This window comes from Moorena sp. SIO1G6, from assembly GCF_010672795.1.
In the GTDB taxonomy this organism is placed as follows: domain Bacteria; phylum Cyanobacteriota; class Cyanobacteriia; order Cyanobacteriales; family Coleofasciculaceae; genus Moorena; species Moorena producens.
Window position 1 is genome coordinate 181789 of record NZ_JAAHFZ010000010.1, and the last position, 25219, is coordinate 207007.

General features: G+C 44.1%; 24 protein-coding genes and 1 pseudogene. 15 read left to right on the plus strand and 10 right to left on the minus strand.

The features are described from left to right. Window positions 1–53: 53 nt before the first annotated feature. Complete coding sequence (locus F6K63_RS12320) at window positions 54–194, plus strand: hypothetical protein (RefSeq protein ID WP_154659653.1); 141 nt, start codon at window positions 54–56, stop codon at window positions 192–194. 812 nt (window positions 195–1006) lie between these two features. Here the strand turns inward: F6K63_RS12320 and F6K63_RS12325 are convergent. Further along, window positions 1007–1906: a glycosyltransferase family 2 protein gene (locus F6K63_RS12325; RefSeq protein ID WP_287251762.1), complete on the minus strand. Its 900-nt coding sequence runs from the start codon at window positions 1904–1906 to the stop codon at window positions 1007–1009. A gap of 52 nt (window positions 1907–1958) precedes the next feature. Further along, the gene (hpsJ-B, locus tag F6K63_RS12330) at window positions 1959–2777 is read right to left on the minus strand and encodes a hormogonium polysaccharide biosynthesis protein HpsJ (RefSeq protein ID WP_008178528.1); all 819 of its coding nucleotides are present in this window, start codon (window positions 2775–2777) and stop codon (window positions 1959–1961) included. A gap of 427 nt (window positions 2778–3204) precedes the next feature. On the opposite strand from hpsJ-B, the gene pgl reads away from it, so the two are divergent. The 9 genes and pseudogenes from pgl (at window position 3205) to F6K63_RS12375 (ending at window position 12191) form a co-directional block, all read left to right on the plus strand. Continuing rightward, window positions 3205–3927 (plus strand): 6-phosphogluconolactonase, encoded by a 723-nt coding sequence (gene pgl / locus F6K63_RS12335; RefSeq protein WP_008178529.1) that lies wholly within the window; start codon window positions 3205–3207, stop codon window positions 3925–3927. A gap of 293 nt (window positions 3928–4220) precedes the next feature. Next, window positions 4221–5108, plus strand: a complete 888-nt coding sequence (locus F6K63_RS12340) for a double zinc ribbon and FHA domain-containing protein (RefSeq protein ID WP_008178531.1) — start codon at window positions 4221–4223, stop codon at window positions 5106–5108. Between the two features lie 272 nt (window positions 5109–5380). After that, complete coding sequence (locus tag F6K63_RS12345; RefSeq protein WP_008178534.1) at window positions 5381–5794, plus strand: hypothetical protein; 414 nt, start codon at window positions 5381–5383, stop codon at window positions 5792–5794. Between the two features lie 136 nt (window positions 5795–5930). Then, window positions 5931–6426: pseudogene (locus F6K63_RS37780) on the plus strand (IS1 family transposase); the annotation flags it as partial. A gap of 536 nt (window positions 6427–6962) precedes the next feature. Beyond that, window positions 6963–7439: an FHA domain-containing protein gene (locus tag F6K63_RS12355; protein WP_229414261.1), complete on the plus strand. Its 477-nt coding sequence runs from the start codon at window positions 6963–6965 to the stop codon at window positions 7437–7439. An 831-nt stretch (window positions 7440–8270) separates the two neighbouring features. Continuing rightward, window positions 8271–8822 carry a sterol desaturase family protein gene (locus tag F6K63_RS12360; RefSeq protein ID WP_008178542.1) on the plus strand — a complete coding sequence of 184 codons (552 nt, stop codon included), beginning with the start codon at window positions 8271–8273 and terminating at the stop codon, window positions 8820–8822. Window positions 8823–8967: 145 nt separating this feature from the next. After that, window positions 8968–9591, plus strand: a complete 624-nt coding sequence (locus F6K63_RS12365) for a Crp/Fnr family transcriptional regulator (RefSeq protein ID WP_008178544.1) — start codon at window positions 8968–8970, stop codon at window positions 9589–9591. A 296-nt stretch (window positions 9592–9887) separates the two neighbouring features. After that, window positions 9888–11582, plus strand: coding sequence for a cyclic nucleotide-binding domain-containing protein (locus tag F6K63_RS12370; RefSeq protein WP_008178547.1), 1695 nt, complete (start codon window positions 9888–9890; stop codon window positions 11580–11582). 273 nt (window positions 11583–11855) lie between these two features. After that, the gene (locus F6K63_RS12375; protein WP_008178549.1) at window positions 11856–12191 is read left to right on the plus strand and encodes a DUF8822 family protein; all 336 of its coding nucleotides are present in this window, start codon (window positions 11856–11858) and stop codon (window positions 12189–12191) included. Window positions 12192–12416: 225 nt separating this feature from the next. Here the strand turns inward: F6K63_RS12375 and rpsN are convergent, their stop codons facing one another. From rpsN to F6K63_RS12400, 5 genes are all read right to left on the minus strand, one after another. Next, window positions 12417–12719, minus strand: coding sequence for a 30S ribosomal protein S14 (rpsN, locus tag F6K63_RS12380; RefSeq protein ID WP_008178551.1), 303 nt, complete (start codon window positions 12717–12719; stop codon window positions 12417–12419). A gap of 57 nt (window positions 12720–12776) precedes the next feature. After that, window positions 12777–13493, minus strand: a complete 717-nt coding sequence (nth, locus tag F6K63_RS12385; RefSeq protein ID WP_008178553.1) for an endonuclease III — start codon at window positions 13491–13493, stop codon at window positions 12777–12779. Window positions 13494–13882: 389 nt separating this feature from the next. After that, the gene (gene rseP / locus F6K63_RS12390; protein ID WP_008178559.1) at window positions 13883–14974 is read right to left on the minus strand and encodes an RIP metalloprotease RseP; all 1092 of its coding nucleotides are present in this window, start codon (window positions 14972–14974) and stop codon (window positions 13883–13885) included. A 97-nt stretch (window positions 14975–15071) separates the two neighbouring features. Next, window positions 15072–16355, minus strand: a complete 1284-nt coding sequence (gene serS, locus F6K63_RS12395; RefSeq protein ID WP_287312273.1) for a serine--tRNA ligase — start codon at window positions 16353–16355, stop codon at window positions 15072–15074. Window positions 16356–16583: 228 nt separating this feature from the next. Further along, window positions 16584–17153 carry a DUF3611 family protein gene (locus F6K63_RS12400; protein WP_008178563.1) on the minus strand — a complete coding sequence of 190 codons (570 nt, stop codon included), beginning with the start codon at window positions 17151–17153 and terminating at the stop codon, window positions 16584–16586. A gap of 741 nt (window positions 17154–17894) precedes the next feature. Here F6K63_RS12400 and F6K63_RS12405 point away from each other — a divergent pair. Both F6K63_RS12405 and F6K63_RS12410 read left to right on the plus strand, forming a co-directional pair. Then, the gene (locus tag F6K63_RS12405) at window positions 17895–18299 is read left to right on the plus strand and encodes a PadR family transcriptional regulator (protein WP_287312274.1); all 405 of its coding nucleotides are present in this window, start codon (window positions 17895–17897) and stop codon (window positions 18297–18299) included. Window positions 18300–18547: 248 nt separating this feature from the next. Next, on the plus strand, window positions 18548–19096 hold the full coding sequence (locus F6K63_RS12410; RefSeq protein ID WP_008178567.1) for a cofactor assembly of complex C subunit B: 549 nt from the start codon (window positions 18548–18550) through the stop codon (window positions 19094–19096). Window positions 19097–19246: 150 nt separating this feature from the next. Here the strand turns inward: F6K63_RS12410 and F6K63_RS12415 are convergent, their stop codons facing one another. Next, on the minus strand, window positions 19247–19564 hold the full coding sequence (locus tag F6K63_RS12415; protein WP_287296231.1) for a DUF3155 domain-containing protein: 318 nt from the start codon (window positions 19562–19564) through the stop codon (window positions 19247–19249). 484 nt (window positions 19565–20048) lie between these two features. Here F6K63_RS12415 and F6K63_RS12420 point away from each other — a divergent pair, with 484 nt between their 5' ends. After that, window positions 20049–21470, plus strand: coding sequence for a GAF domain-containing sensor histidine kinase (locus tag F6K63_RS12420; RefSeq protein WP_008178573.1), 1422 nt, complete (start codon window positions 20049–20051; stop codon window positions 21468–21470). Between the two features lie 532 nt (window positions 21471–22002). Here F6K63_RS12420 and F6K63_RS12425 read toward each other — a convergent pair. Both F6K63_RS12425 and F6K63_RS12430 read right to left on the minus strand, forming a co-directional pair. After that, entirely contained in the window at window positions 22003–23253 is a 1251-nt protein-coding gene (locus F6K63_RS12425) for an S-layer homology domain-containing protein (protein ID WP_071104304.1), read from the minus strand. 367 nt (window positions 23254–23620) lie between these two features. Then, window positions 23621–24049, minus strand: a complete 429-nt coding sequence (locus tag F6K63_RS12430) for a tellurite resistance TerB family protein (protein WP_008178579.1) — start codon at window positions 24047–24049, stop codon at window positions 23621–23623. Window positions 24050–24126: 77 nt separating this feature from the next. Between F6K63_RS12430 and F6K63_RS12435 the strand changes: the two genes are divergently transcribed. Further along, window positions 24127–24312 (plus strand): hypothetical protein, encoded by a 186-nt coding sequence (locus tag F6K63_RS12435; RefSeq protein ID WP_071104303.1) that lies wholly within the window; start codon window positions 24127–24129, stop codon window positions 24310–24312. A 310-nt stretch (window positions 24313–24622) separates the two neighbouring features. After that, a complete protein-coding gene (gene aat, locus F6K63_RS12440) occupies window positions 24623–25207 on the plus strand; it encodes a leucyl/phenylalanyl-tRNA--protein transferase (protein WP_287312275.1) in 585 nt (194 codons plus the stop codon). The last annotated feature ends 12 nt before the right edge of the window (window positions 25208–25219 follow it).

Below are 25219 nucleotides of genomic sequence, written 5' to 3' on the forward strand. Positions count from 1 at the left end.
CCTAAATCACAACTACTCTCCCAACTTGTTCTAGCCACTTTTTTTTGGAGTGGGTGAAAAAATGCCAAGGTGGCTATAGCCGTTATACACTAGTATACCTCAGTTTCCGTAGCGTGCGCCGTTCCCGTAGCGTGCGCCCATGGGCAATGGGCAATCTAATCAATTTACTCCCTTATGAGGAGGATACAGGATAAAGAATTCAGTTTTCATCATAATAATTCAGCGATGTTAGTGGCACTATACAGAATATTATTGGATTCTTTCGCCAATTTATCGGAAAAGTTCCTTGACAATCAATTAGTCTGAATCGAAGCTCCTGACTTTAGACTCCTCAATGGTCTGATAGTTGGTTAGATTGGGCATAGGCGCACGCTACGGGAACGAACTCAGTTATTCTACACCAATAGACACTGATTTTGCAGTAGGTGGAGTGGGAGGAAAGTTGGGTTGCTTTCACCCATGGGAAGCTATATCATCGGAAAAATCTACGCTGCGCCTATTAGCTTATCTCGATAGTTGGGTAAGTTTTAACGGTGGAATTACACCTGTTTTACCTTCCCGTTCTAGAGTTTGGAGTTGGCTTTAGCTACTCCAAATCTGGTTTCTAGATACTGCCACAAAACGGTAGCCCGTTCGGATCAATCTAGAATACCACTTCCAAAGTCTGGCGCTAGTTAATGGGTGACAATATGATGCCATTAGGGCGTTATACCCATGACTAGATTTTACCCAGCACTAGCTATAGGGTTATTACTGGCATGAACTAACATCAGACCAGCTTTTTCCCTTTGACCAGATCAATCGGTATTATTCTTTACATATTACCAGAGATAGATTAACAAAGATAGAGAATCGGAATTGACACTCACCGGTGATTAGACGCGGGGATTGCTGCTACCCAGTTTTACTATGAAATGTTTGATTTATCAGTTAGTTAGCCAATTCAGTTAGTTAGCCAATGGTATAGTAATCTCTTTGATTCTACCCTAATCTGACATCAAGACTACTAGGATGAGGATGAAGTGACCTGGGTAGCATCAGAGTCTTTTGAGCCTTGGGAAGTTGAGGACATGACACGGCTACTGGGAGGGTGCATGGGATGCTTGAGTTCCCAAAGTTTGACCAATATCAGATACTCATAAAATGCTTGTAAGGTACACCAGGTAAACCCGGCTTGACCATCCAGGAAGCCTCCCAGTAGGAAATACATGTATATAAAACGCAATACAGGTCGCCAGGGCAAGCGTAAGGACAAGTTTTTGAGGGCACGGCGTCTTTCTACTTCCGAACGCCCAAAAAATAGGTCTGCCCACTGAACAGTTCCTTGGTCCAACTGGCGCAAGGTTTCGAGGGCTTCGTCGCTAGAGTAGCGATTGTGTTTATCAATCCAGCGGGTAAATCCCTTACTGTTGGTGTAGTGAGGATATGTTTCTTTGATGAAACCAGTCGGTCCATCACATACTTCCCGTTCCGTATGACCATAATCATCAAACCAAACATTGTCCTTACGAAACAGCCGTAGTTGGTAACGGGGATACTGAGTAGAGTAGCGAATCCACCGATTCATGAACATGACCCGCTCAGCAACGTAATAAGCCACATGCTCCTGTCCTTGTATTGCTCCCTGGCATTCGGCAAATAACTCAGGGGTCATGCGTTCATCAGCTTCAAGGATATAGACCCATTCGTACTTGGTGGGGACTTCCTTGAGCATCCAGGTGCGCTGACGTCCGTGACTTTCAAAGGCGTGCTGCACAACTCGCACCGGATACTGACTAGCAATTTCTACAGTGCGATCGCTACTGATTGAATCTACGATCATCACATCGTCCGATAGTAGGGCTGACTCGATACAAGCAGCAATATCTAGTTCTTCGTTGTAGGTCAGGATATAGATCGAGAACATGTCTTGGGGATCATCATCAAAAATCTGGTCAGGGTTAAAAGTCTCTACCCTACTAAGCTTGTCCACGACGGGTTACTGGTGTACTTCCCAACCCGCGCAATCCGGTCCAGCCAATGGCAATATAGCCAATTGCTAGGAGTAAGCTACTCAGACCAGTTTTAATGCCCAGTTTGAAAGCTTCAGTGGTGGCTCGTTTCTCTAGTTGAAGTTTCTGACTACGGATTTGGTTAATATTCTGCTCTGCTTCTTGATTGAGTACGTCAGGGTTTTCCTTTATTGCCTGCAATTGTTGTCTAACTCTGTTAGCCTGAGCTTTGGCTTGCTCAAGCTGTTGTGCTGGAATCCTACCACTTTTAATGGCTGCATCTAAATCGGCGAGTCTCTTTTCTACCTGGGCTATACCTTGAGGACTTTTGAGAAGTTCAGTGACTTGCTGAGTGCGGTTTTCCAGTTGAACTTCGGCGGTCTTGGCTCTTTGGTTAATTTGTTCTAGAGCCTGGGAACTTTGCAAACGAAGGTTATTGAGATGTAGGGGTACCATTAGCAAAAAGACCAACCCTAGAAAACTAGAGAGACACAGCACCCAAAATCGGAGATCTTGAACCGAAGATTTTGGCTGTGTGGTAGCGGTAGCAGCACTTTGAGCAATCCAATATCCAGCAAATAAAAACCCAATGCCGACCATAGGGATAATGCCTCGGTCAACAACTTGGGTAGCAAAGTTCAACTGCCACTCTGGCTTTAACAGGCTAGCTCCCTGTGAGGGAATTGCCAAAATGATGTAATCCAAAAGAGAGGAAACGATCATTATCACCCCGACAACCTTAAGAGTCAGAGCAGTAAACGAGGAATAAACAGAATTAGTATTCATGGGCTATGAAGCGCGATTATTAGATTAACTTAATCATCGAATTTAGTACTTGAATGATTAATTCCTCCTCAAATTACTGGCTTACTAGTTTTTGGAGTAGTTTTTGGAGTACTCACTCAAGTGTAAAAATAGAATAGCACGAAGGCCAACCATGGCGCTTTGCCCATATTAACCTATGGCAATCAAGAATCCTAACTCCAACATCCTAGCTGGTGTTAAGTTTTAGAGGGGAAGTCCCGCGCTCTACATTTTAGGTGAGCGTCACCAGCCTTAGCCATTAACCATTAACCATTAACCATTAACCATTAACCACTAATCAAGGTGTTAGGATAATTCCTGGTATTCTTCCTTAATCAGGTAAAGCGATCGCACAATCGCTGATTAACGGTAGTCTTGTGGATGTAGTGTTCCTCGGCAGACAGGTTTTATGAACAAAGTGGTTGAAGTTGTACCGGATAAAGAAGCTTTGATTAGGCGAGCTGTTGATGTTGTCCTCAGTAAAATCGAAGGAGCAATCCAGGCTAACGGTCGCTGTACCATTGCCCTTGCTGGCGGTAGCACCCCCAAGCCTTTATACGAAGCGATCGCTACCTTTGACCTTGCCTGGAATAACATTCATGTGTTTTGGGGTGATGAACGCTATGTTAGTCCCGAGCACCCGGATAGTAATCAAAGGATGGCTCGTCTGGCCTGGTTAGACAAAGTCGATATACCAGAGGCTAACATTCACCCCATGCCCACCGATGGCTCTAGTCCCACTGCTGATGCCGATAAACATCAAGCTCAACTGTATGAGTTTTTTGGCATACCAGTAGGAGAGTTTCCTCACTTTGATGTAATTTTGTTAGGCATTGGTGATGATGGCCATACTGCCTCCCTATTCCCCCATACAGAGGCTCTGCAAGTAAAAGACCGACTAGTTACAGTTGGCAACAAAGATGGTCAACCACGAATCACCTTTACGTCGAGCTTGATTAACCATGCCAACTGCGTTATGTTTCTGGTTGCTGGTGCTGGCAAAAGAGCAGCCTTGGCTCAAATATTTGCCCCCGAAGCTGATCCACAAACCTATCCAGCTCGGTTGATCCAGCCCCAAGGAGAACTTTGGTGGCTTCTAGATGAATCAGCAGGTCAAGATTTGAAACATTGACAAGCGCGGAAGTGTCAAGTGTGAACGATGAAGTGCGAAACAGTAACTTCAATCAAGTCTATTACAAGTGGGGCAGGACGTGTTCCTGACAAGAAAACGCGCCATGATGGAATCCAGTTATTGATAGTTCTATCACTAATAGTACCTCGTTCGCGCAGAGTCTCCAAAGGAGAAAGGAGTTCTGGTAGCCTTAAGAGGTGCATTAAGCCTACACTTGCCCGATCGGGAAGTGTATGATCGTCACATTATCTGAAACTAGATAATAGCTGTTAAAAATAATAAATTAAAGTTCTATGATTGTTTGCCCTAACTGCAATCACCAAAATCCGGAAGGGGCTACCCAATGTGAAGCCTGCTACACTCCCTTACCTTCCACTACCAGCTGTCCTAACTGTGGTGCAACAGTTCAGACTGACGCAAGCTTCTGTGGTCAGTGTGGATTTCACTTGAATGTGGGTGCCAATATGGAGAAAGGGGAGAAATCAGGGTCAAACTCTACCCCAGAGATACCCGACTTGGTATCCCCAGACCCACTTATTGAACCTATACCCATGGCTATGAATACTCAAGTCCCCGATCCAGCATCCAATCCTATCAGTTCTGATGATGCTGAATCTACCACCCCTATGCCAGCTACGGTCGTTAATCCAGCCCTCAACTCAGAAGCATTTCAACCGCAGAATCCTGACTTAGAAACCCTGCCATTGCCGCTACCTACCGTTGGCAATTTAGGGTTTTCTCAGGAAGAATCTAGCCAAAACTCGCCATCACCGTCAATACCAGAAGCTGACTTAGAGAACCCGCCACCGCCCCCTGTACCCAATAGAGGTACTGCCCAAACTCAGTTGCAGGTAATCTCAGCTCAACTGCTGCATATGCAAACCAATACAACAATTGAGTTACCGCAGCATATATCGGTGATTCATCTGGGTAAGCCCAATGATAAAATTCCCCCGGATATTGATGTCTCTGGTTTTCCTGACTCAGACATTGTCTCTCGCATTCACGCGGATATCAGAGTGGAGGGGGATACCTACTATATTGAAGATGTAGGCAGCTCCAATGGCACTTATGTCAACCACACGTCTCTAGCACCAGGCAATCGGCATCGGCTAAGAACAGGCGATCGCATTAGCTTGGGGAAAGGTGATAAAGTGACATTTTTGTTCCAAAGTTCTTGAGTTTCCGGTGCTAGGTGGGTGTGACAGCTGGTTGTGCAAAATTGATCTCGGACAAAGCCCCGACCTAAAGCGCTAGCTAGGTCGGGGCAGTTTACTATCGGGGGAGTTTGGCACTGGTTCCGTTAAGCGGGTGGTTGAAAGTCTTGCTATATCTGAATTAGGAGGGATAATAGGTAAGATTTGACCTGTCGCGACTTAGAGGTGAGCAATGGAGTTATTATCCCAAAATTGTCCGTTGTGTGGTAGTCCACAAGTTAAACCCCACGACCGCTATGAGACCCAAAACGGCACACGAACCATCTACCATTGCTTTGAGTGCGATACGTACTGAGCGTGAGACCTTCGCCACCCCCATAGCAGGACTGCGCACCCCCTTAAGTCGCATTATCGAGATTCTCAAAGCCAGAAGCGAAGGGATGGGTCTCCGTGTGGTTCGTACCTTTAACGTTTCCTTGAAAACGGTGATTGATTGGGAAGAACGTTTGGGTGGGCTTAAACCTGTATTGATGCTGTACGCCTTGCTTGATCAGTTTCTGCAACTGGTAATCGTTGGGGATGAACTGTACACATTGGTCAACAAAAACGTCCCACAAAAGCTGAGTGAGGGCTGGACGATCGTCGAGATGGATAGAGCCAGTCGGTTTTTGTGGGAATTACATTGTGGTCAAAAAGAGCAACAACTGTAAGAACCACGCCATCAAGGTGTTAGTTCAAGTTATAGCAGTCGCCAGGGCAGTTAGGACATGACAAAAGTCTCACACCCTTTGTAAGCGCAAGAGTTTGACTTCTGACTTCTGACTTCTGACTTCTGACTTCTGCTATATAGAGCAAACCCAAGACCGAGGGCCTGTTTACAGATGGGGAACGCCGCTATGGTAACTTGCTGTTTGAGATTTGCCATGAATTGGTGCGTGATGGCAAGCCGGGTCGTCCACCCAAACGCTTGCCCAAAGGCATACGGGTCAGACTCTTGAATAAGGGAGCCAAAAAGCGGGTCGGTCGTCCTCGCAAGAAGTACCAAGCTCCCGTACCAGAGCATCCGCAAACAAACTCAGAGGTTCCAGAACACGAGAAAAATGCCAATCATATCGATGGATTTAATCCATCGATGCGGCGGCGCAATAGTGCCAATAGGCGTCGAGCCAATACCTATGCTAAGTCCCGTCAACATTTGCTTTGAACCCTGGATGTGTTTTGGGTGGTTCACAATTTTGTTCGGGTACATTTCACAACTAAAGTTGTTCCTGCAGTGAAGTTAGGAATTATGGAAACAGGTCTGTCTTGGTCTGGACTGTTTAGTATTCGATCTGCTCTGTAACCACCTACTAGACAAGGGCTATACCTGTCCCATGCAACGGAACCAGTGCCCCACCTACGCGCCTGTACCTGAAAAACCTGGAATATAGGGTGACCTTCAGAAAAAAGACTCAATAGTTTGAGTTATCTGTGAATGGGTAAAATTCCATAGGTGCGCTTTCCGTCGGCGAATTAAATTCGCCACAGGTCGCACCTGCAGCTACATTGGAGATAGAACTTTTTGTATTGTTCCGGCGCGGAGGGGCATCCCGTGTCGTTAATAAAGCTTATCGAGTATCCGAACGCGCCCCGCGTCGGGCAAAGCCCGATAGGGATAGCTGGAGTTGGTAAGAAGCCCGCGCTGTACCGTGCTTGTCAGCGTCGGTAGTATGTCACTGTTTACAGTAAATTCTATATTAATATAGGTGTGCCTTAATTGGGGTGCATGTCAGTCCTTGCCAATCTAAGCAGATATGACTAACTCTGGCAGCCTTTTTGGCTGTATAAGCAAGGAAATCCCACGTCGTGTCGGTGGGGGATAGTTAACAGTATCAGGCCGTGAGGACAAAATCCTTGAAAGATGTGACACCGGCGATTACCCTAACCCTACTGCATCCTCTCCAGTCTGTGCCTGTTCAAAGTTGGCCCTTTGAAACAGAATCAGTGATTCGGATTGGCCGGTCAACCGATAATCATGTTATTCTCTATAGCGCTGTAGTTTCCCGTCACCATGTAGAACTACGGCGAAATCCTAATGGTTGGGAAATTATCAGTTTAGGTGCCAATGGCACCTATATGGATGGCAAGCGGATTACCCAAATGCCGGTTATCGATGGGATGATTATTCGTCTAGCTAGTTCGGGTCCGAAAATTCAGATTCATATTAATGGAGAAATGCCTTCAGCAAGGCTGAAGACAATTTTGGATAAGCGTGCCTCTGAAGGAAAGCGGAACATCAATTCATTCAATAATACGTTAATAAATGCCGAAAGCACCCAATCCGATCAAACTGAGTCAACTGAAATGGAAGATTGAACTTTTATGGTAATTTATGATAATTGGTAATTTATGATAATTGGTAATTGGTAATTGGTAATTGGTAATTGGTAATTGGTAATTGGTAATTGGTAATTGGTAATTCGTCATTCAAATAGGACTTACCTGAAACTGGGCACTAAATGCGCTTATTTAGTAGGAACCCACGCCGTGGGTTCCTACTAGCTTAGCCAGCTTAATTTGGTGCATTAGAATTATCCTCCTCTTCTTACCATTTAACCTTTTTCCTCTTACTCTCTATTAGACCATGTTTAGCTGGCCACGGGACTAAAAGTAGCGTTACTGGGTCAGTCCTCTCAAAAAACTTTGATAGTTGTGGGATATAATTGTAATTTTTAAAACGAGAAGTCCATACAGACTTGATTTAGCTAATTAAAATTATGGCTAATTAAATTAGCAAGCCCTAGTTAAAGTTAGTATGGTTTTTAATCAAAAAACTGCTTGATATTGGATTCAATTATAGCTCATATATAGACAGATTGATATCCTGTTCGTTTGACTAATGAGCATTGAAAGTTGTTCCTTAATTGTTAAGGGACAATTAACTATTAACTATTAACCGCAAAGGGATATCAATTAATTCAGTAATTCAAATTATATAGCGTAGCGCGTCGTTCAGGAGTGGTACAACTTAGATGAAGTTGAAAAACTAGAAGTCATAAGTCATAATTTTCAAACATTGGCTTAATTGAAACTATTAGATAATATAACGATTATTGTCCAAGAATGATTTAGAATTGCTAGAGTAGCATACCTTCAATAAATAATAAATTTAAGTTTAACCTCTTCTTTGACAAACCTTAACGTTTGTTGACTAAGATCAGCGCATACGAAGAGGAGTTAGATGTGTTTATCATTAAGATATTATTGGTTGCTTTAGTGCAGCTACTACTTGGGGATTTTCTTTCTACTTTTGTGTACCATGTCCCTGAGCACATTTTTGGTAAATTCCATGCCATAGTACACCATAGTAAGAATCGTAGCTTCATTCACTATGCTGTATTAACTAAGAACCCCCTGGTAATCCTTGATGGTTTCGCAGGTGCCTTTCCTTATTTGATGTTTGTGCCTTGGTTCTGGCAGATTTCTCCTCTAGGAACTATCTTGGGACTAGTCTTGGGTGAGCTTCATGTGATCTGGAGGCATGTTTCTGTGATGGAGTGGAAAACTCCCCAGACCCTAGAGCGCCTTTGCAACTTCTTGTGCATTACTACTCCAGAAAAGCATTGGCTTCATCATCAGGATGCAACAGTTGCTTATGGGGATATCTTCACATTTTACGACCAACCAGCACAAGCCTGGTATAGGTTTTTGATGTCAGTTAAGAAGAAATATAAGCTAAGTAGGGAGAAATCAAGTTAGGATGCTGGCTGTTGACTGTTTACTCTTAAGTATATGGTACGGTCAACCCTGGACGGTAAACAGTCAACGGTAAACCAAAACTATTTTGCCTACCCATTATCAAGAGCGTTTAATAGAGCTTTAGAAGCTACAGAACTTATAAACAATGCCTCTAATCCAAAAGGCCTTTCACGGAATATCCCAAGACGGACAAAAACAGCGACAGCGGCTGCGTTGGTATTCAAAGGGGGAAATGATTCCTTTGATTGCACCTGGGATCTGGCAAGTCTGTCAAGGTATTGTTCAACTCAGTAAAATTAACCTTGATGGAGAGGAAGTGCTACTAGGTTGGGCATTGCCCGATACCTCTTTCCGGATTGGGTTGGCTGCTCTAGACACCTATCAGGCTCAAGCTTTATCCGAAGTGCATCTTAAATGGTTTTCGATGATTGAATTGGAAGCGTGCCCTCATCTATCTCATTCCCTATTGAATCAGCTAGGTCACAGGATACAACAGACAGAAGCACTTTTAGCGATCGCTGGACTGCGCCGAGTAGAAGACCGCTTGCAGCAGTTATTATTCTTATTGAAACAGGAAATGGGGGAGCCAGTTCCCGAGGGCACTCGCTTGAGTGTGCGCATGACCCATCAGAATCTAGCTAATGCCATCGGCACCTCTCGGGTCACAGTAACTAAAACTCTAGGAGAACTCCATAACCGTGGTATGATTACATTTGACAGAGACCGTCACATCATTGTCAAACATGGTATAATATGTAATAATCTCTGAAGCTAACTTGAAGCTAGTACTGAGTACTGATTAGTGTAGTGATTAGTGATTGTGTCAGTGTGGCAATGGCTTTTTAGGCTTTGTTGTCAGGTTTGTTGTCAGGTTTTTTACTTGTGCCTGACTCAAAAGTAGTTGTGTTGCTCAAAGCGCTTCATGGTAGCTCGTTCAACGAATTTAACTGGTCTAGGAGTTGCCAGCTGGAAAAGTGGTAAATAGCAACTCTGAGATCTGAATCCTAAAATAATACTAAGATTAAGTGGTATAAATATAGATTCATAGCTGAAAAGCAGTTATTTATGCCTCTTGATCAATTAGTTCCAAAATTCTTAAAAAAATCTCTCTTCCAACTAGGAGAAGTGCCTGTATCTATTTTCACCATACTTCAATTAATCTTTTTATTTTTAATTGCTAAATTTATAATTCAAGATTTCAAAAAATTCCTGAATTATAAACTGCTTAATAAGCTAGTTAATGATCCAAATAAAAGAGAATTTTTATCTAAAATAATTAGTTATGCAATTTTAATCGTATTGGTATATATTATATATTTTATAGGTGGTTTAGATCTAATTAAGTTAACCATTTTTGAAGTAGGTAATACTAAAGTATCTATTAAATTAATAATACAGCTAGTACTGTCTTTAATGATAGTAATTTTTCTGGCTAGTACCCTAAAAAACTTTCTAAAACAAGAGCTACTTCCCCAAATGGGGATTGACGAAGCTAATCGAGCAGTTATCGCTACAATCATCAGTTACGCATTTGGAATATTAGGCATTGTAATTGTTCTGAATAATCACTTTGAATTGGGTTCATTAGCCGTTATTGCTGGTGGCTTAGGGGTTGGAATTGGTTTTGGACTACAGGATATAACTAAAAACTTTATCAGTGGTGTGACATTACTCTTAGAACGAACAATAAGAGTTGGTGATTTCATTGAATTTGATGGGTTATCCGGATATGTTAAAGAAGTCTCCATGCGGTCTACAATCATCCGGACAAGGGAGGGTGGAGATGTAGTAGTTCCTAACTCTCATTTGGTGGAAAACCGAATGCTTAACTGGACTTTTGACAGCTATAAAGCCCGTATACACATACCTGTAGGAGTCGCTTACGATAGTGACCCAGTATTAGTGACAGAAGTCCTGTTAAAATCTGCTTATTTAGAACCATCCGTCTTATCTGAGCCGACACCTAGAGTTCTTTTTAAAGGGTTTGGTGATAGTTCTTTAAACTTTGAACTTCGGGTATGGGTCAATCGAATTGATCAAGAACCTTTTATAAGAAGTTCTTTGAATTTTATTATTGAATATAATTTACGTCAGCAGGGACTCTCAATTCCTTTCCCTCAAAGGGATTTTTGGCTGCGCAACCCTGAAGCCCTGATGGCGAGAGACATTCACCGCGAAAATATTGAAACTATTGAAGAAAATATTGGACAATCAACTCAGCAGCCATTCAAAGTTAAAACACCTAGACCTTTAGCGTTACGTGACTTACTGCGGCAGGTCGATTATTTTAAAAATTTTACTGAATTAGAACTAAGGCAATTAATTGAAATTGGATACCGAAAGCGCTTACGTGCCTCAGAGATTTTATTTCATGAAGGCGACCCTGGAGATGCGTTTTATATTATCCTAGCTGGTTCTGTCGAAGTCTTTGTAGAGAGGATTAACAAAACTCTCAATAATCTTCAGGCCGGTCAATTTTTTGGCGAACTTTCGTTAATGTTAGGCGTACCAAGAACAGCATCAGTTAGAGGGTTAGAAGAGTCACTACTATTTGTAATTAACAATAAAGGTTTTAAACAACTATTGAAGGACTATCCAGATCTATCGGAGATTATTGTCCAGGAATTAGGCAAGCATCAGGAAGAATTAGCTGAGCGACAAAAACAGATGCGGAAAATGGGTTTGTTGGATGCGGCAGAAGATGACAAAAATCTTCTAGTTTGGGTTCGCAAGCGAGTCAAGAGACTATTTGCTCTTTAATAGCAGGATCAGTTTGTTTAGTATTGATACTAAGTTGCGGTCAAAGGTAAAACTTTCTCTACCCCCAATCTCCCAATCTCCCAATTTCCCAATCTCCCTATCTCCCTATCCAAGCAATCGACTATCTTTGAATCCAACTTGGTATGAGTGTTGAGTATGAAGTGTTGAGTGTTGAGTGTTGAGTCTTGAGTGTTAAGTGTTGAGTGTTGACAGTATCATAGAATCAAAGGTCAACAGAAAACTATTTAGCTTAGCCGTCATTAAACCTTATTTATGGCTAAACCGAAACCAATTCCAGCGATTACTCTGCCACCGGCTGCAAATCCTCAGCAGGAAGGTGAATGGTTACGAGAAACTCTTGCGCAATGGCTAGATCAAGAGTTTCTCCCAGAAGCAATTAATCAAACGATTGCACAACGCGCCGCCCAGATTTTCGTCCGTCAACGGATGGAGGGAGAAAATGATTTGGGTTCACTTGTGATTGCTATTGTTACAGAAATGCAGGCGTTTGACTTTCGAGAAAGTTTTTACGGGGAATTTGCGATCGCTAACGCTGTCAGTGACCTACTCTTAGAAAGTCTTGGCATTGATCGCTGTTGTGGCCAGTAGAGGTTTCAGGTTTCAGGTTTGTTTGCGTAGCGTGGCCGCAAGGCCAAGGTTGAAAGTTTCCAGAGCGTCATGCAAGGGTCGGTTTAAGCTCAAGGGAGAGTAGCTATGCTCCTCTTCAGTAGGAAAACCCGAAGGGTAGACTACGGTAAGTCAGAAAATCTTCTACCCTGCAACCTGTTAACCTGCAACCTGTAACCTGCAACCTAAAACCTGCAACCAGTTAACCTACCAGCTTGATTTAACCACACCTGGCAATAGACCTTGGTGCGCCCATTCCCGCAAAACATGGCGAGATAGTCCAAAGTCTCGGTAGTAACCCCGAGGACGCCCTGTAACCCAACAACGGTTCCGCACACGGCAGGGGGCGCTGTTGCGGGGGAGCTGTTGTATTTTCCGGTGGATCTCTAACCTTTCTCGTTGAGTCGCAGCATTTTTAAACTCTTCCTTGAGCGCCTCCCGCTTAGCTGCGTACTTCTCTACCATTTTTTTGCGCTTTTTTTCGCGCTCAATCATTGATTTTTTAGCCATTAATTCTCGAAACTCTATCTAAAAGAAGACACTGCCTTTTTATCTTATCCGATGAACTTAATCAGAGGCTGGTACAGTAGCGTTAGTTTTCCAGCTCTGTGTTGTAGTAGTCGTTTTCTCAGCCAGATCTGCACTGGCACATAAATCCGCCAAAACACAAGCATCACAATCAGGTTTTCGGGCTTTACAAATTGCCCTACCATGATAAATCAGCCGAATCGACCAGTTTTCCCAATCCTGCTGGGGCAAAAGCCCCATTAAATCTCGCTCAATCCTGATGGGATCTTTGTGTTTTGTCAATCCTAAACGCTGACTGAGGCGCTTGACGTGAGTATCTACAGTGACTCCCTGGTTAATACCATAGGCATGGGCAAGTACGACATTGGCGGTTTTACGAGCAACTCCAGGCAACTTGAGGAGTTTGTCCATTTGTTTCGGTACCTGACCACCGTATTCCTTAACAATCATGCGGCAGGCACCTTGAATATTTTTTGCCTTATTGCGATAAAAGCCAGTAGAGCGCACTAAAGTTTCCAAGACTTCTATATCAGCACTAGCGATGGCCACAGCATCAGGAAACTGGCGAAACAACCCCGGTGTTACCTGATTCACACGTTCATCAGTACATTGAGCTGAAAGAATGGTTGCCACCAGTAACTGTACTGGTGTTTCGTAATTCAGTGTACAGGTGGCTTCCGGATAGAGTCGCTTAAGGCGAATTAGAATCTCTAGGGATCGTTGCTGCTTGGCAGACCATTTACGGCTAATACTCATGGGTTGGAAGGTTGGAAGGTTGGAAGGTTGGAAGGTTGGAAGGTTGGAAGGTTGGAAGGTTGGAAGGCTGGAAGGTTGGAAGGTTGAAGGTTGACAATATCTTAGGGTCAATGTCTTCTGAAGCTACACTAGTAAAACCAACAGGGTAAACTAACCTAGGTCAAGAAATCTTTGTACCTGTAACCTGCAACCTGTAACCTGTAACCTGTAACTTGCAACCTGTAACAACTTGCAACCTGTAACCTGTAACCTGTAACCTGTAACCTGTAACCTACAACCTGCAACCTGTAACCTACAACCTGCAACCTGTAACCTACAACCTGTAACCTGTAACCTACAACCTGCAACCTGTAACCTGTAACCTGTAACCTGTAACAACCAAACACGGGTCACTGGAATAAGTTTTGTACCCAACCCAGGTTAGCTGTATCCCGAATAATCAAGAAGACACCTAAACCCAGAAGCAGCACTAGCCCAGTTTGCATAATATTCTGCTGTACTTCCATGGGCAAGGGCTTACCTCGAAGTCCTTCAATCAGTAAGAAAGCCAGCTGACCACCATCAAGGGCTGGTAGAGGCAAGATATTAATAATCGCTAGATTGATACTAATCAGAGCTGCAAACTGTAAAAGATTGACAGCGTTGGAACGAGCAATATCGGCTCCAATCGCCACAATTGCCACTGGACCGGATACTTGTTCCGCTGTTTCGCCAAAATTACTCAGTAGCTGACCAAAGCCTTCCAGGGTTAAGACTGTAATGCGTTGATATTCTTCGGCACCACGACTGAATACCTCCAGCAAACTACCAGCACGCTTACGCACTTCCTCCCCATTGGGAGACAGTTGTACACCAATTTTTCCTTTCCCATCTATCCCTGGTTCCGGAATCACCTTCAACAGTAGCGTTTGTTTTTGACGCTGTATCCGCATTTCCAGGGGCTGGTTGGGATGATTTTGAATCGCTTTCATCAGGAAAGTAATCCCTTCCGGGTTTGCTTCCAACTCTTGACCATCTACGGCGAGAATTATGTCTCTTGGTTTAAGGCCTGCTTCTGTAGCCACTAAACTGCTTTCTGGGGCAAGTTTAGGCACTACCACACCCGCTTGGTAGTTGAATTGGGAGATGCCAACCATTCCTACCTGAGCCACAAGCAGGAAGTAAGCAAAGACTAAGTTAGCAATGACACCAGCACTAATCACAATTGCCCGGTCTAGAATCGGTCGGTTGCGGAGCAAATTGGGGTCATTGGGGGGAATCTCGCTATCGGGGTCATCATCAGGAAAACCCACAAACCCCCCTAGGGGAATCGCTCGCACTGCATACTCAGTTTCTGGACCCTGATATTTCCATAGAATTGGACCAAAGCCAAGAGAAAAGCGATTGGCATAGATTCCTTGCAGACGAGCTGCCATAAAATGACCCAGCTCGTGAACAAGAATCAAGACTGCCAAAACTGCAATCGCCGCCAAAATTGACATATAAGTGAAGAATTTATTTAATGTAATGTTAACTTCATTTTTCTATTGTATAGGCATTGCAATTAGGTTCTAGGTTCTAGGCTTATGGCTGATGGTATTACAAGACGTCTCGCCCCATATAAGGCTGTAAAGCCTCTGGGATCTTAACCGTTCCATCCGGTTGCTGATAATTTTCCAGAATGCCTGACATAGTACGCCCCACTGCCAATCCTGAGCCATTGAGAGTATGAACAAAGTGAGTGCCTTTTTTGCCGGACTCTTTGAAGCGAATCCTACCCCGCCGTGCCTGGAAATCAAAGCAATTGGAGCAACTGGAAATCTCCCGATATGTCCTTTGCGAAGGCAGCCAAACTTCTAGGTCATAGGTTGTAGCGGCTGAGAAACCGATATCCCCTGTACACAGTTCTACAGTTCGGTAGGGTAATTTCAAGGTTTCCAAGATCGCTTCAGCATTCTTAAGCAGTTTCTGATGCTCTTGGGAGGAGGTACTAGGCTCAACAATTTTCACTAGCTCAACTTTATTAAACTGGTGTAGTCGAATTAGACCCCGGGTATCCCGTCCATAGCTACCCGCTTCCCGGCGAAAGCAGGGGGTGAAGGCACAGAGATTAATGGGAAGTTGGGATGCTTCAAGGATTTCGTCTCGGTAGAGATTCACCAATGGCACTTCTGCTGTGGGTGCTAACCACAAATCATCATCAGAACACTTGAAGCTGTCCTCGGCAAACTTGGGCAACTGACCGGTAGCGGTTAGGGATTCACTGTTGATTAGTACCGGTGGCATCACTTCGGTATAGCCAGCAGCAATTTGCTGGTCAAGCATGAAGTTGATTAGTGCTCGTTCCAAAGCAGCACCAGCCCCGATCAATGTCACAAATCGACTCTGAGCGATTTTCACCCCTCGCTCAAAGTTAAGAATGCCGAGTTTTTCGCCAATTTCCCAATGGGGGAGAATCGGAAAATCCTTGGGAATGTACTCATCACCCCAGCGATGGACTTCCACATTTTCGGCTTCACTCTTGCCAATCGGTGTGGATTCGGAGGGCAAGTTGGGCAGGGATAGCAAGAGGGTGTTCAGCTGGTCTTTTAGGTCTTTTTCTTCGGGTTCCAGTTCGCTCAACTTAGTTTTGATTTGGTTACCCTCTTCCTTGAGCGACTGAATTTCTGGGCTTTGTGGAGGACTACCCGATTTGATTTTTTGACCAATCAGCTTACCAATTTCATTACTACGAGCCTGCAACTGGGTGCGGGATGTTTCCAGCTCCCGCTGACGCTGATTCAGTTCCAGAATAGGTTGTAGGTCATATTGATTGACACTACGTCGGTCGAGTAGTTCTTGAACCTTTTGTGGATTTTCCCGAATTTGCTTTAGGTCAAGCACGAATTTTCTTTACTAAAATGACGCGATCGCATGATCGGTACTCATCTGAGCAACATCGATCTAACTTCACCAATTTGCCACAGTTTTCTTGCCAACGGCAATTAACTTCTCCTGGGAGTAGGGAGCGGTGCGACAATCAAGCAAATTTAATTACGGGTCAAGCGCACCGAGGGAGTAGGGAGTAGGGAGTCGGCTGGTGAGCTGGTGAGCTGGTGTGGGGTATGTTGGCTAGCGACTGACTCGATTAAATAGCCACAGGGAAATGGCTATGCCAACAAAATTAGCAAAAATAGTGTTGATGTTTGCCTGCACAACAAACAGGTCTATCGGTGGAACATCATTACAAGCCAACCCAACTGGACTTTGTTGCTGAGCTAGAGCTAGGGCTACAAGGCTGCCTATGACTGCAAATGAGCCAATGATGGTCAATAACATTCCTACTAAACTGACAATCAAGCCCAGCCTAATCGTTTGAAGGGTTTGAGCTTTGCTTGGTATGTCTGACCCATTGGCAGCTAGCAGCCGACTAGCGATGCCAGTGTAACGGTAGGCAAAATAAATGCCTATACCTAAAGCCACTAGTCCACAAACTACGAAAAAAAGACCGAAGCCGATTCCTTGACCCCCTTGATTGTCAGGTTGAGGGCTGGCAAGGGCAAACCCTGCAAACACTAAAATCAGCGTAGAAATAACCCCTAGGATTAACTGAGTCCAGAAGGAAATCCAACCGAATCTGCGTAGGGTTAGGGCAATTTTTTGACGAGCTGGTGGGATGGAACTGTCAGGTATCTCTCGCATGGGGGCTGTGTCCCTTGAGTAATCACTTTTGAACCGCCTACCACGCGCTCCGCAACGCGAAAAGACGTAGGGCTAATCTTGGGTTGGAAGCTAAACACCCTTGTGGTAGGTCGGGGGGGTCAGCAACCAACTTTATTGTGACAAGGATTGATGACACTCGCAATTCATCCCCAGCTAAATCGCAGATAAAGCCCTGAGGGACTTCTTGTGGGAACCGTTAATTTTCTACAAAACCTGCCTGAATGGGTCCTATGTGAGATGAGCAATATTAATGGTTCACTTTTGTGTTACACTAACCCCCACTTACTCCAACCCCCACAAAGATTGCTATATATTAATCCCTCCATGCCCCCATCCTTCCATCCCCGATCATCCTCTCTAGGTCGCATCAATGAAATTGGTGTTACTCGTCTGTCTTGTCTTCCTTCCCGATGTTCCCCTTGATAGTCGGTAGTTTTGGATAACGGTTTCGAGCAATTATTAAAGTTGATCTTTACTTTTTAGGTGTGTTAAGTCCAAAATTCATTAAACTTTCATCAAATTAGGGAGATATTTAAACCCTACGCCAGAGATTTTTAAGTTATAAAGTGTGATAGCGATGTACCTACCAAGGTGAGTCGTTTAAATAAAACTCACTGCAAAACGCGCGTGAATTTCCCAGGGTGCCTCCAACCATGATTATTTGCCAGAAAACCCTCTAATCCCATCTAGAATAACTGGGAATTCCAACTACATATGCAGATGAAATTCGAAGATATCTATAACTTTTTCCAAGATCCTCCACCCAACTATCTCAATAAAGAATTAGCCGTATGCTATGTGCTATCGGTGTTGTTGCAAGGAGAATCTTATGGAACACAACTGATCCAACAACTGGAACAAGAATACCCCACCTATCGACTTTCAGATACTGTCCTCTACAGTGCACTGAAGTTTCTTGAAGAAAAACAGGCAATTTCAGCCTACTGGCAAAAAGTAGAAGGAAGAGGACGCCCACGCCGGATGTATCAAATCTGCCCAGAGTGGCAGGATAAAGCTATAGAACTGGCCAGTTTTTGGCATGACTATATGGCTGAGGAAACAACCGTGGGGAAATTTCAGCCAAGGACTCCCTGCCACCAGTCTGTTGTTGAGTCAGTTAGGTAGGGAAGTAGCAATTTTTTCCAGGGTGCTGTCTTTGAAAACCCTGGTGGCATCCCAGAAGTCAGGTGATGCATTGTCTTACCCAGATGTGAATTCAGGTGAATTCAGGGCGTGCTAGCTGCTAGCCATCTACCCACACCAGCATCTTACAGCCTCTAGCTAGTGGGTACCGAGGAGCTAACCTGACCAAAGTGTGTCTAAGAAATTGTAAAGTAGTAGCAAAGGATGTGTATTTTTATCGTTAATATTCAGTGAATACAACTATTCTTGCTTCTACACTTTTGCTAACCCTTTTATTGGCAGTAGGTTTGTTTTTCTTTATTCGAGCCTCTGTGAAAGACCGAATACAACAAGTCAAGTTAGCTTCCCCAGAAACAGAAGAATCGCTTCTAAATCAGTTGAAGCAATATTTTGATCAAAGAGCCTACCAGGTGGCGGCGGTGGATGCTGCCACTAATCAAGTCACGTTCCAGGGGATAGTCCGACCGAGTTGGTTTCTGGCTATCTTTTTAACCGTCTTAGCTGCCTGTGGTATAGTCTGCTTATCTCTAGTGCTCTCTATTTTGTTTCCGACTTTGACTAAGGTGTTTTTGGGGCTAGTGGCACTAGCTCCCGCTGCGGGCCTTTTTTATTGGAAAAAAGCTGAGCGACTCGAACAGGTATCTCTGAAATTAGAATCAGCGTCTACCCAAGCCCCTGGGGATCAAGCCACTGCGGAGCAATCTTTGGTTATAGTCACTGGCCATCGCGATGAACTAATACAACTTCAACAGTCTCTGAAACTAAAACCCTTGCTGTAAGCAAGCAGGGTTTGACATCCTCCCCAACTATAATCAGCGAGATCAATTTCCAGAATAGGTAAATTTACCAAGATACTTAGCCCTCCTCAAGCCAAAGAGTTTGAGGAGGGCTAAGTCAAAGCACTTTCAATAAATATTACCAGTAAGGTTTCAGCGGCTACGAGCGGCAACCCCTACCTTCTTTAAGGGAGAGTTGATTAATCGCAAACTGGGAAACAGAAAATGATTTTCTTCCACATATTGGGCACCGAAGAGCCCTTTTTCTGCCCAGAAATAACGGTCTGTGGTATGCTCGTTACGTTTGACCAGTAGTAGGGCAGGTGGAAGTATCCCTTGTGATCGAATGTATGCCCGTGCTGCTGTAACCGGTTTATACTCGCCACTTTCTAGATTGTACTGAGGTACATGCTCAAGTATCTTGCGCCCTTCTTGGCGGCGGCGACTCTTACGCTTACGTCTTCTTGCCAACCTTTTTACCTCCTCTTTTTGCTGGCAATTGTAAAGATAGTTACAAAAGCCTTGGAAATTATATCGAGTCTTTTGAGAAATATCAAGCTCTTGTCATAGAACTAAATAAACCGGCTGAAACCTTTGACAGCAATACTTTAGGGGATTTTCAGTTTCCTGATGACCTCCGGAAAATTCATACAAAAATTTAATTTATTTAATAAAAATTAAATATAATTAGAAGAAATAGCCTTAAACTCATCCGAGCATTACACTGATCAGGTGATGAGGTGATGGGGTGATCAGGTGATTGGGCAACGGATGTAACGGATATTTGCCATAGGTCTAATGACTGATGACTTATCACGCTATGACTTATCACGCTATGACTAAAGCTGACTAAAGCATAATAGTCAATTGTTTAAGGGGTTCGACATTTATAGAAGGGAAGCTGATAGTGGCTTAACTTCGAGTAGGATTAACCCAGATCACTCATCTATAGCTCATGTTCACTCGATTCAGTTCAGAATTTGTCTCCCTGTGTCGAAACCAAGTGGCTTTATTAACCCAAGGACTGGGAGCAGCTAGTGGTGCTGTATATTTAACGGAAGAATTCGTTGAGGGAAATCAGGCAAAGCTAATTCCTGTGGTAGTTTATCCGGAAACAAGTACCGTGTGGGATATGAGTGATCCTGACTGGGTTTTGCCACAGAAAATAGGTGAGATTGATCAGATTCCTCGATTATCCAGCAGCTTACCTCGGCTACTCCCTCAGGGAAATAACCAAGATCAAGATTTGGGTTCAACCTCTTTTGACTGGACAGAAAATTCCCTACAGCAGCAGCACCAAATTGTTTTACCTCTAATCCATGAAGGGATAGTGATGGGGTTATTGGTGAGTGCTCGTGATGATAGACCTTGGAATCACACAGAACAGGCAAGTGTGGAAAGCATTGCCAGAACCTTAGCGATCGCATATGTCATAGAACAGCGTCAAGGTTGGTTTGAGCAGCAGTTGACTCAGCACAGACGTCTACAGGCAAAACAACGGGATATGCTTGATGATCTGCTGCATCAATTTCGTAATCCCCTGATGGCCTTACGAACCTTTGGTAAGCTACTGCTGAAGCGACTGGTACCAGGAGATAAAAACTATCCAGTGGCTTCGAGCATTATACGAGAAAGCGATCGCTTACAGGAGTTGCTGCAACAGTTTGATGCTTGCCTGGACATGAACCAAACCGGTACAGCATCCTTAACTTTGCCTGTAGCTACGGCTGAGGCTTGCTCATCCCCAGAATCAGATGATCTTGGGGAGATTTACCCAACTAGTCACTCCGAACCACACTCCACCCCAGGGGAATTTCCCCTACTCACGGACAAAACTCTTCCGTTGCAACTGTTTGCGGTCAAGGATGTCTTAGAACCCTTGCTTATATCTGCTGACGCTATTACTCAAGAGGCTAATTTGGAGTTGCATTGCTCTATTGCCCCTGATTTACCTTTGGTGAAAGGCAATCCTAAGGCTTTACGGGAAGTGTTGAGTAATTTGATTGACAATGCTTTGAAGTACACTCCAGCTGGGGGAAAAATTGATATCCAAGTTGGTGTTGGACAATGGCTTGATCATGGTGATGCTATAGCGATCGCAATTAGTGATACTGGTCCAGGTATTGCTCCAGAAGACTTAGACCATCTGTTTGAGCGACATTATCGGGGAGTTCAAGCTAATGGTCCTATCCCTGGCACTGGTTTAGGATTAGCGATCGCAAAAGAACTCATGGCATACATGCAGGGTGATATTGAAGTCTTTAGTCCTGCCAAACTACTATCAACTGAGGAAAATGGGGAATTATCCATTAGTCATGGTCAAGATAACTCAAGGATGGGAACAACCTTTATCGTTTGGTTGACTTACGCTCAGTAGCCCTCAGTAGATAGTTGTTGTTGACCAAAAATATGGGTTTCAAGCCTGGCCTTTGGCCACGCTACTTGAGGTGCCCTTCTAGGGCGACTTTTCCAGGAATAATGTATAATATATTTAATTGTGTAGCCTAGCACAGGCAGGATTCGTCGGTACTGCCCTATTTAATAACGAGCGTTTTGCGATGCTAGTACACGAGGCGCGAAAAACCTCGCTATACGCATGGATCTTAACGGATACCGAACACCAGTAAAATACAGTTTCAAAATATTTAACGTACCGTGGGGCACACGGAAACGGGGAAATTCCCAACGCTTAGGGAGATCAGCCCACTGGGGTTAGTTAAATTAGGCTCGATATTTGGTTTTTAAACGGGTATTTGGCTTAAGTATTGCCTTTCAGGATAGCTAATTTTAAGGCGTGTCGTAGAACTAAGAATCCTCGCTCTTTTAGGGCGGGGAGTGTCAACGTTGAGAGGTTGGCTGTGATTGGTTAATCTATCATCCTCTCAACAGTTAACTGTCCACATATGTAGTTACTGACTGCTAATCACCAGGTCAGAGTCGATGGTAAGCTGTAAGTCGGTTTCTGGTTCAACCACAAATAGGTCAACGCTGCTGCTACCAAATAAACGTTTGCCGATATTTAAAGCGATGCCAGAACTAACTCCGATCAAGATTTCTTCTGTAGCGATCGCACGGTCACCGGTAACGGCAGAGATAGCAGCGGCGGCAGCGGTACCAACTGCTGCATCTTTTAGGATACTTCCTGGATTGCTACCCTTGCGAATGGTTTCAGTGGTGGTAATTTCCTCAGAGGTGGCATTAAACGATAGGGTTTCACCATTGATCAACAGCCGCTGAGCTACAAACTGAGCTCCCTCTTTTGTCGCACGCAGTTCGCCAACCACTTCACTACCAGCAGGAATCAGCAACTTGCCCTCATCAGCAGTGGTAATGTTTAGATCCACTGTCAGGGTTAGGGGAATAGTTTCCTCTTGGGCGAGCAGAATTTTATCTTTTTTGTACTTAACCGGAATAGAAGTACCTGCAGGAATTGTGAAGGCTATAGGTGCTGGATTGGGATCGATAATGTATTGGGAGCTAATCACTGGGGCTTGTTCTGTTGCCACCAGCGCTTGGTACATAAAAGCTGCAACTTCTGCACGAGTTGCATTCCGAGTCGGATTGAGAAAGGCAACGTTAGGATAATTAACCACCAAACGATTTTCTGTAGCAGCAGCGATGGGAGCACGGGCAAAGTTAGAAATTTGGCTGCCGTCCCGGTAGAAACTGATTAGCTCTGAGGTAGAACCGCTGGAAGAGAAATTCAGTCCATTAGAAAGGGCAACTAAAACTTGTTCACGGGGAATATTTTGTTCAGGTCTAAAGATATTACCAGGATAACCACTTAAAAATCCGGTTTGGTAGGCTTCCTGAATGGCAGGATTTGCCCAGTAGTTGGAAGCAACATCTACGAAACTGTTGCCACCGCGAATGGCGGGTTTATTGAAATCTTGATTTGCTTTACGCAGCATTGCCGCAAACTGAGCGCGGGTCACTGGTGCATTTGGTCTGAAGGAGCCATCAGGAAATCCGGCAATAATACCGCGCTGGGACAATTCCCCAATAAACTCACTTGCCCAGTAGTTGGATGAAACATCGATAAAGTTAGTGCTTTGGGCAAAGGAGGGAGCAGGTGCGACTAGGGGAGCCATGGTGGTGGCGGTGAGTCCAAGGGCTAAAACAGCAGCAGTTCCTGATTGAAAATGATTTAGGTTAAGCATGGAAGGCATTCTCTTAAATTAATGTGTTCTTAATTAAATAGAACCAATCAGATGCTAGATGTTCCTAGGTTCAATAAAATTGTTTTTTTTGCTCAAAATAAGCATAAAAAACCAGATTACGCCTGTTTAATAACAATCATTTCGGCACAATCTGAGTAATTTGACGCTAGTAACATTCCATGAGTTGCCAACCACTTGCCAGATCAAAAATTGTCACATTAGCCCAAGGGGGTGGGGTGACCAGTTGACCCCGTGTGGAGTGTAGTAGGAGAGTGCTCAGGGTGACCCTAGAGCTAGAGTTGCTGGGTAAGTCCTGAAGTTTTGAAGACTTACCCAGCACTTAGCCACTGATCTACTGACGCAGTAATCAATCAGTAAATTGCTTATTAATCCACCGGCGGTAAATTTTTTGAATTGCTTTGAGTACTTTTTGACTACTCGACTGCTGAGATGGACTGCTGGGGTCGAGTAACTGCAAGCGATTCAGAAGTTTCGCTTCTTCTGTGTCTACCAGCCCATCACTATAAATTAAAGCACTGAGGGCTTCAATCAAGCGCTGATAGTCTTCTGGACTAGGGCGATCGCCTAAATACTCTTCCACCCAACTGTAGCATTCATCTGCTGACACAGCTTTGAGTTCATACAGTAACGGTTTAATCTCTGGGTCGTCAGCAACTCCATATTCCTTGGCGACTTTATACAGATATTCCCGTTCCTCTGCCTGAACTTTACCGTCTATCCAGGCGGCACCGATTAAAATTTTGAGCAACTGTTTGACATTAGAATTTGTAACCATGACTTTATCTCTCCAGTAGGGGGGAACCGAACCAATACAGCACTTGTTGCCGGGAGCAGGTCAAATTTGCAGAACAAATGAACTATATAGGGAACAGGGAGCAGGGAGCTGAGGAGTTGGGAGCTGAGGAGTTGGGAGCTGAGGCCGTAGGCCACGCTACGCGAACGGAGTTGGGAATATGGCATCAAAAATTCTCACAATTCCTAAACGGTACCCTATACTATCAGAGCAACCTAAAACACATTAGGGAGCTATGGCTTTAGTACAAATGTTCTGCATAAGTGACATGCTCCCCTTGTTGCCAATCAACCTTGAATCATCAACAGCTTGCCACGATTAGGGGAAAAGGGAAAGTGGAAAGGGAATAGGGGGAAGAGTGGGAAGATTGGGCAGACGGGGGAGAACTTTGTCAAAAAACCGGGTTTGTTAAAACTAACTTAGTTACACCCCTTTATCTAGGTAATAAACCTCATTTCTTTAAAGCAAATTTTTTTTTCACAGAAGTGTCAACCGCTAGTATGTTACGTTTAATTTTACTTAACTAATTTATGTCTTACTTACACAGTTCTGTGAATGGAAATCGATATTGATTACTTAATTCAAGGGTATGCTCAAGGCTATTTCCTAATGGCAGATGATACTGGTAATTTAGGCTGGTACTCAAGCCGCGAACGTGCTATAATTCCTCTTGATGACCGGTTTCGCTATCCTAAATCTCTGCGTCGTGTCCTAAATCAGGAACGATTTAGTGTCAGCATTAACCGAGACTTTTTAGGGGTAATGACTGGTTGTGCTGACCGTGAAACCACTTGGATTTCTCCAGAACTTAAGGAAATTTATTGGCAATTTTATAAGGCTGGATGGGCCTACAGCTTTGAAACTTGGCAGGGAAATCAGCTAGCAGGAGGAATTTTGGGCATTGTAATTGGTGGAGCGTTTATTGGTGAATCGATGTTTTATCGGATTCCGGAGGGCTCGAAGGTAGCGATGGTTAAGCTAGTAGAACGGTTGCGTCATCGAAACTTTTTGCTGTTTGATGCTCAGATGATGAATTCTCATCTAGAACGGTTTGGTGCCTGTACGGTAAATGAGCAAGAGTATAGTCTGCTATTACAGCAGGCAATAGCACAAACCTGTTCCTTTGATGAACCGATCTAACTCAGCTAGGGC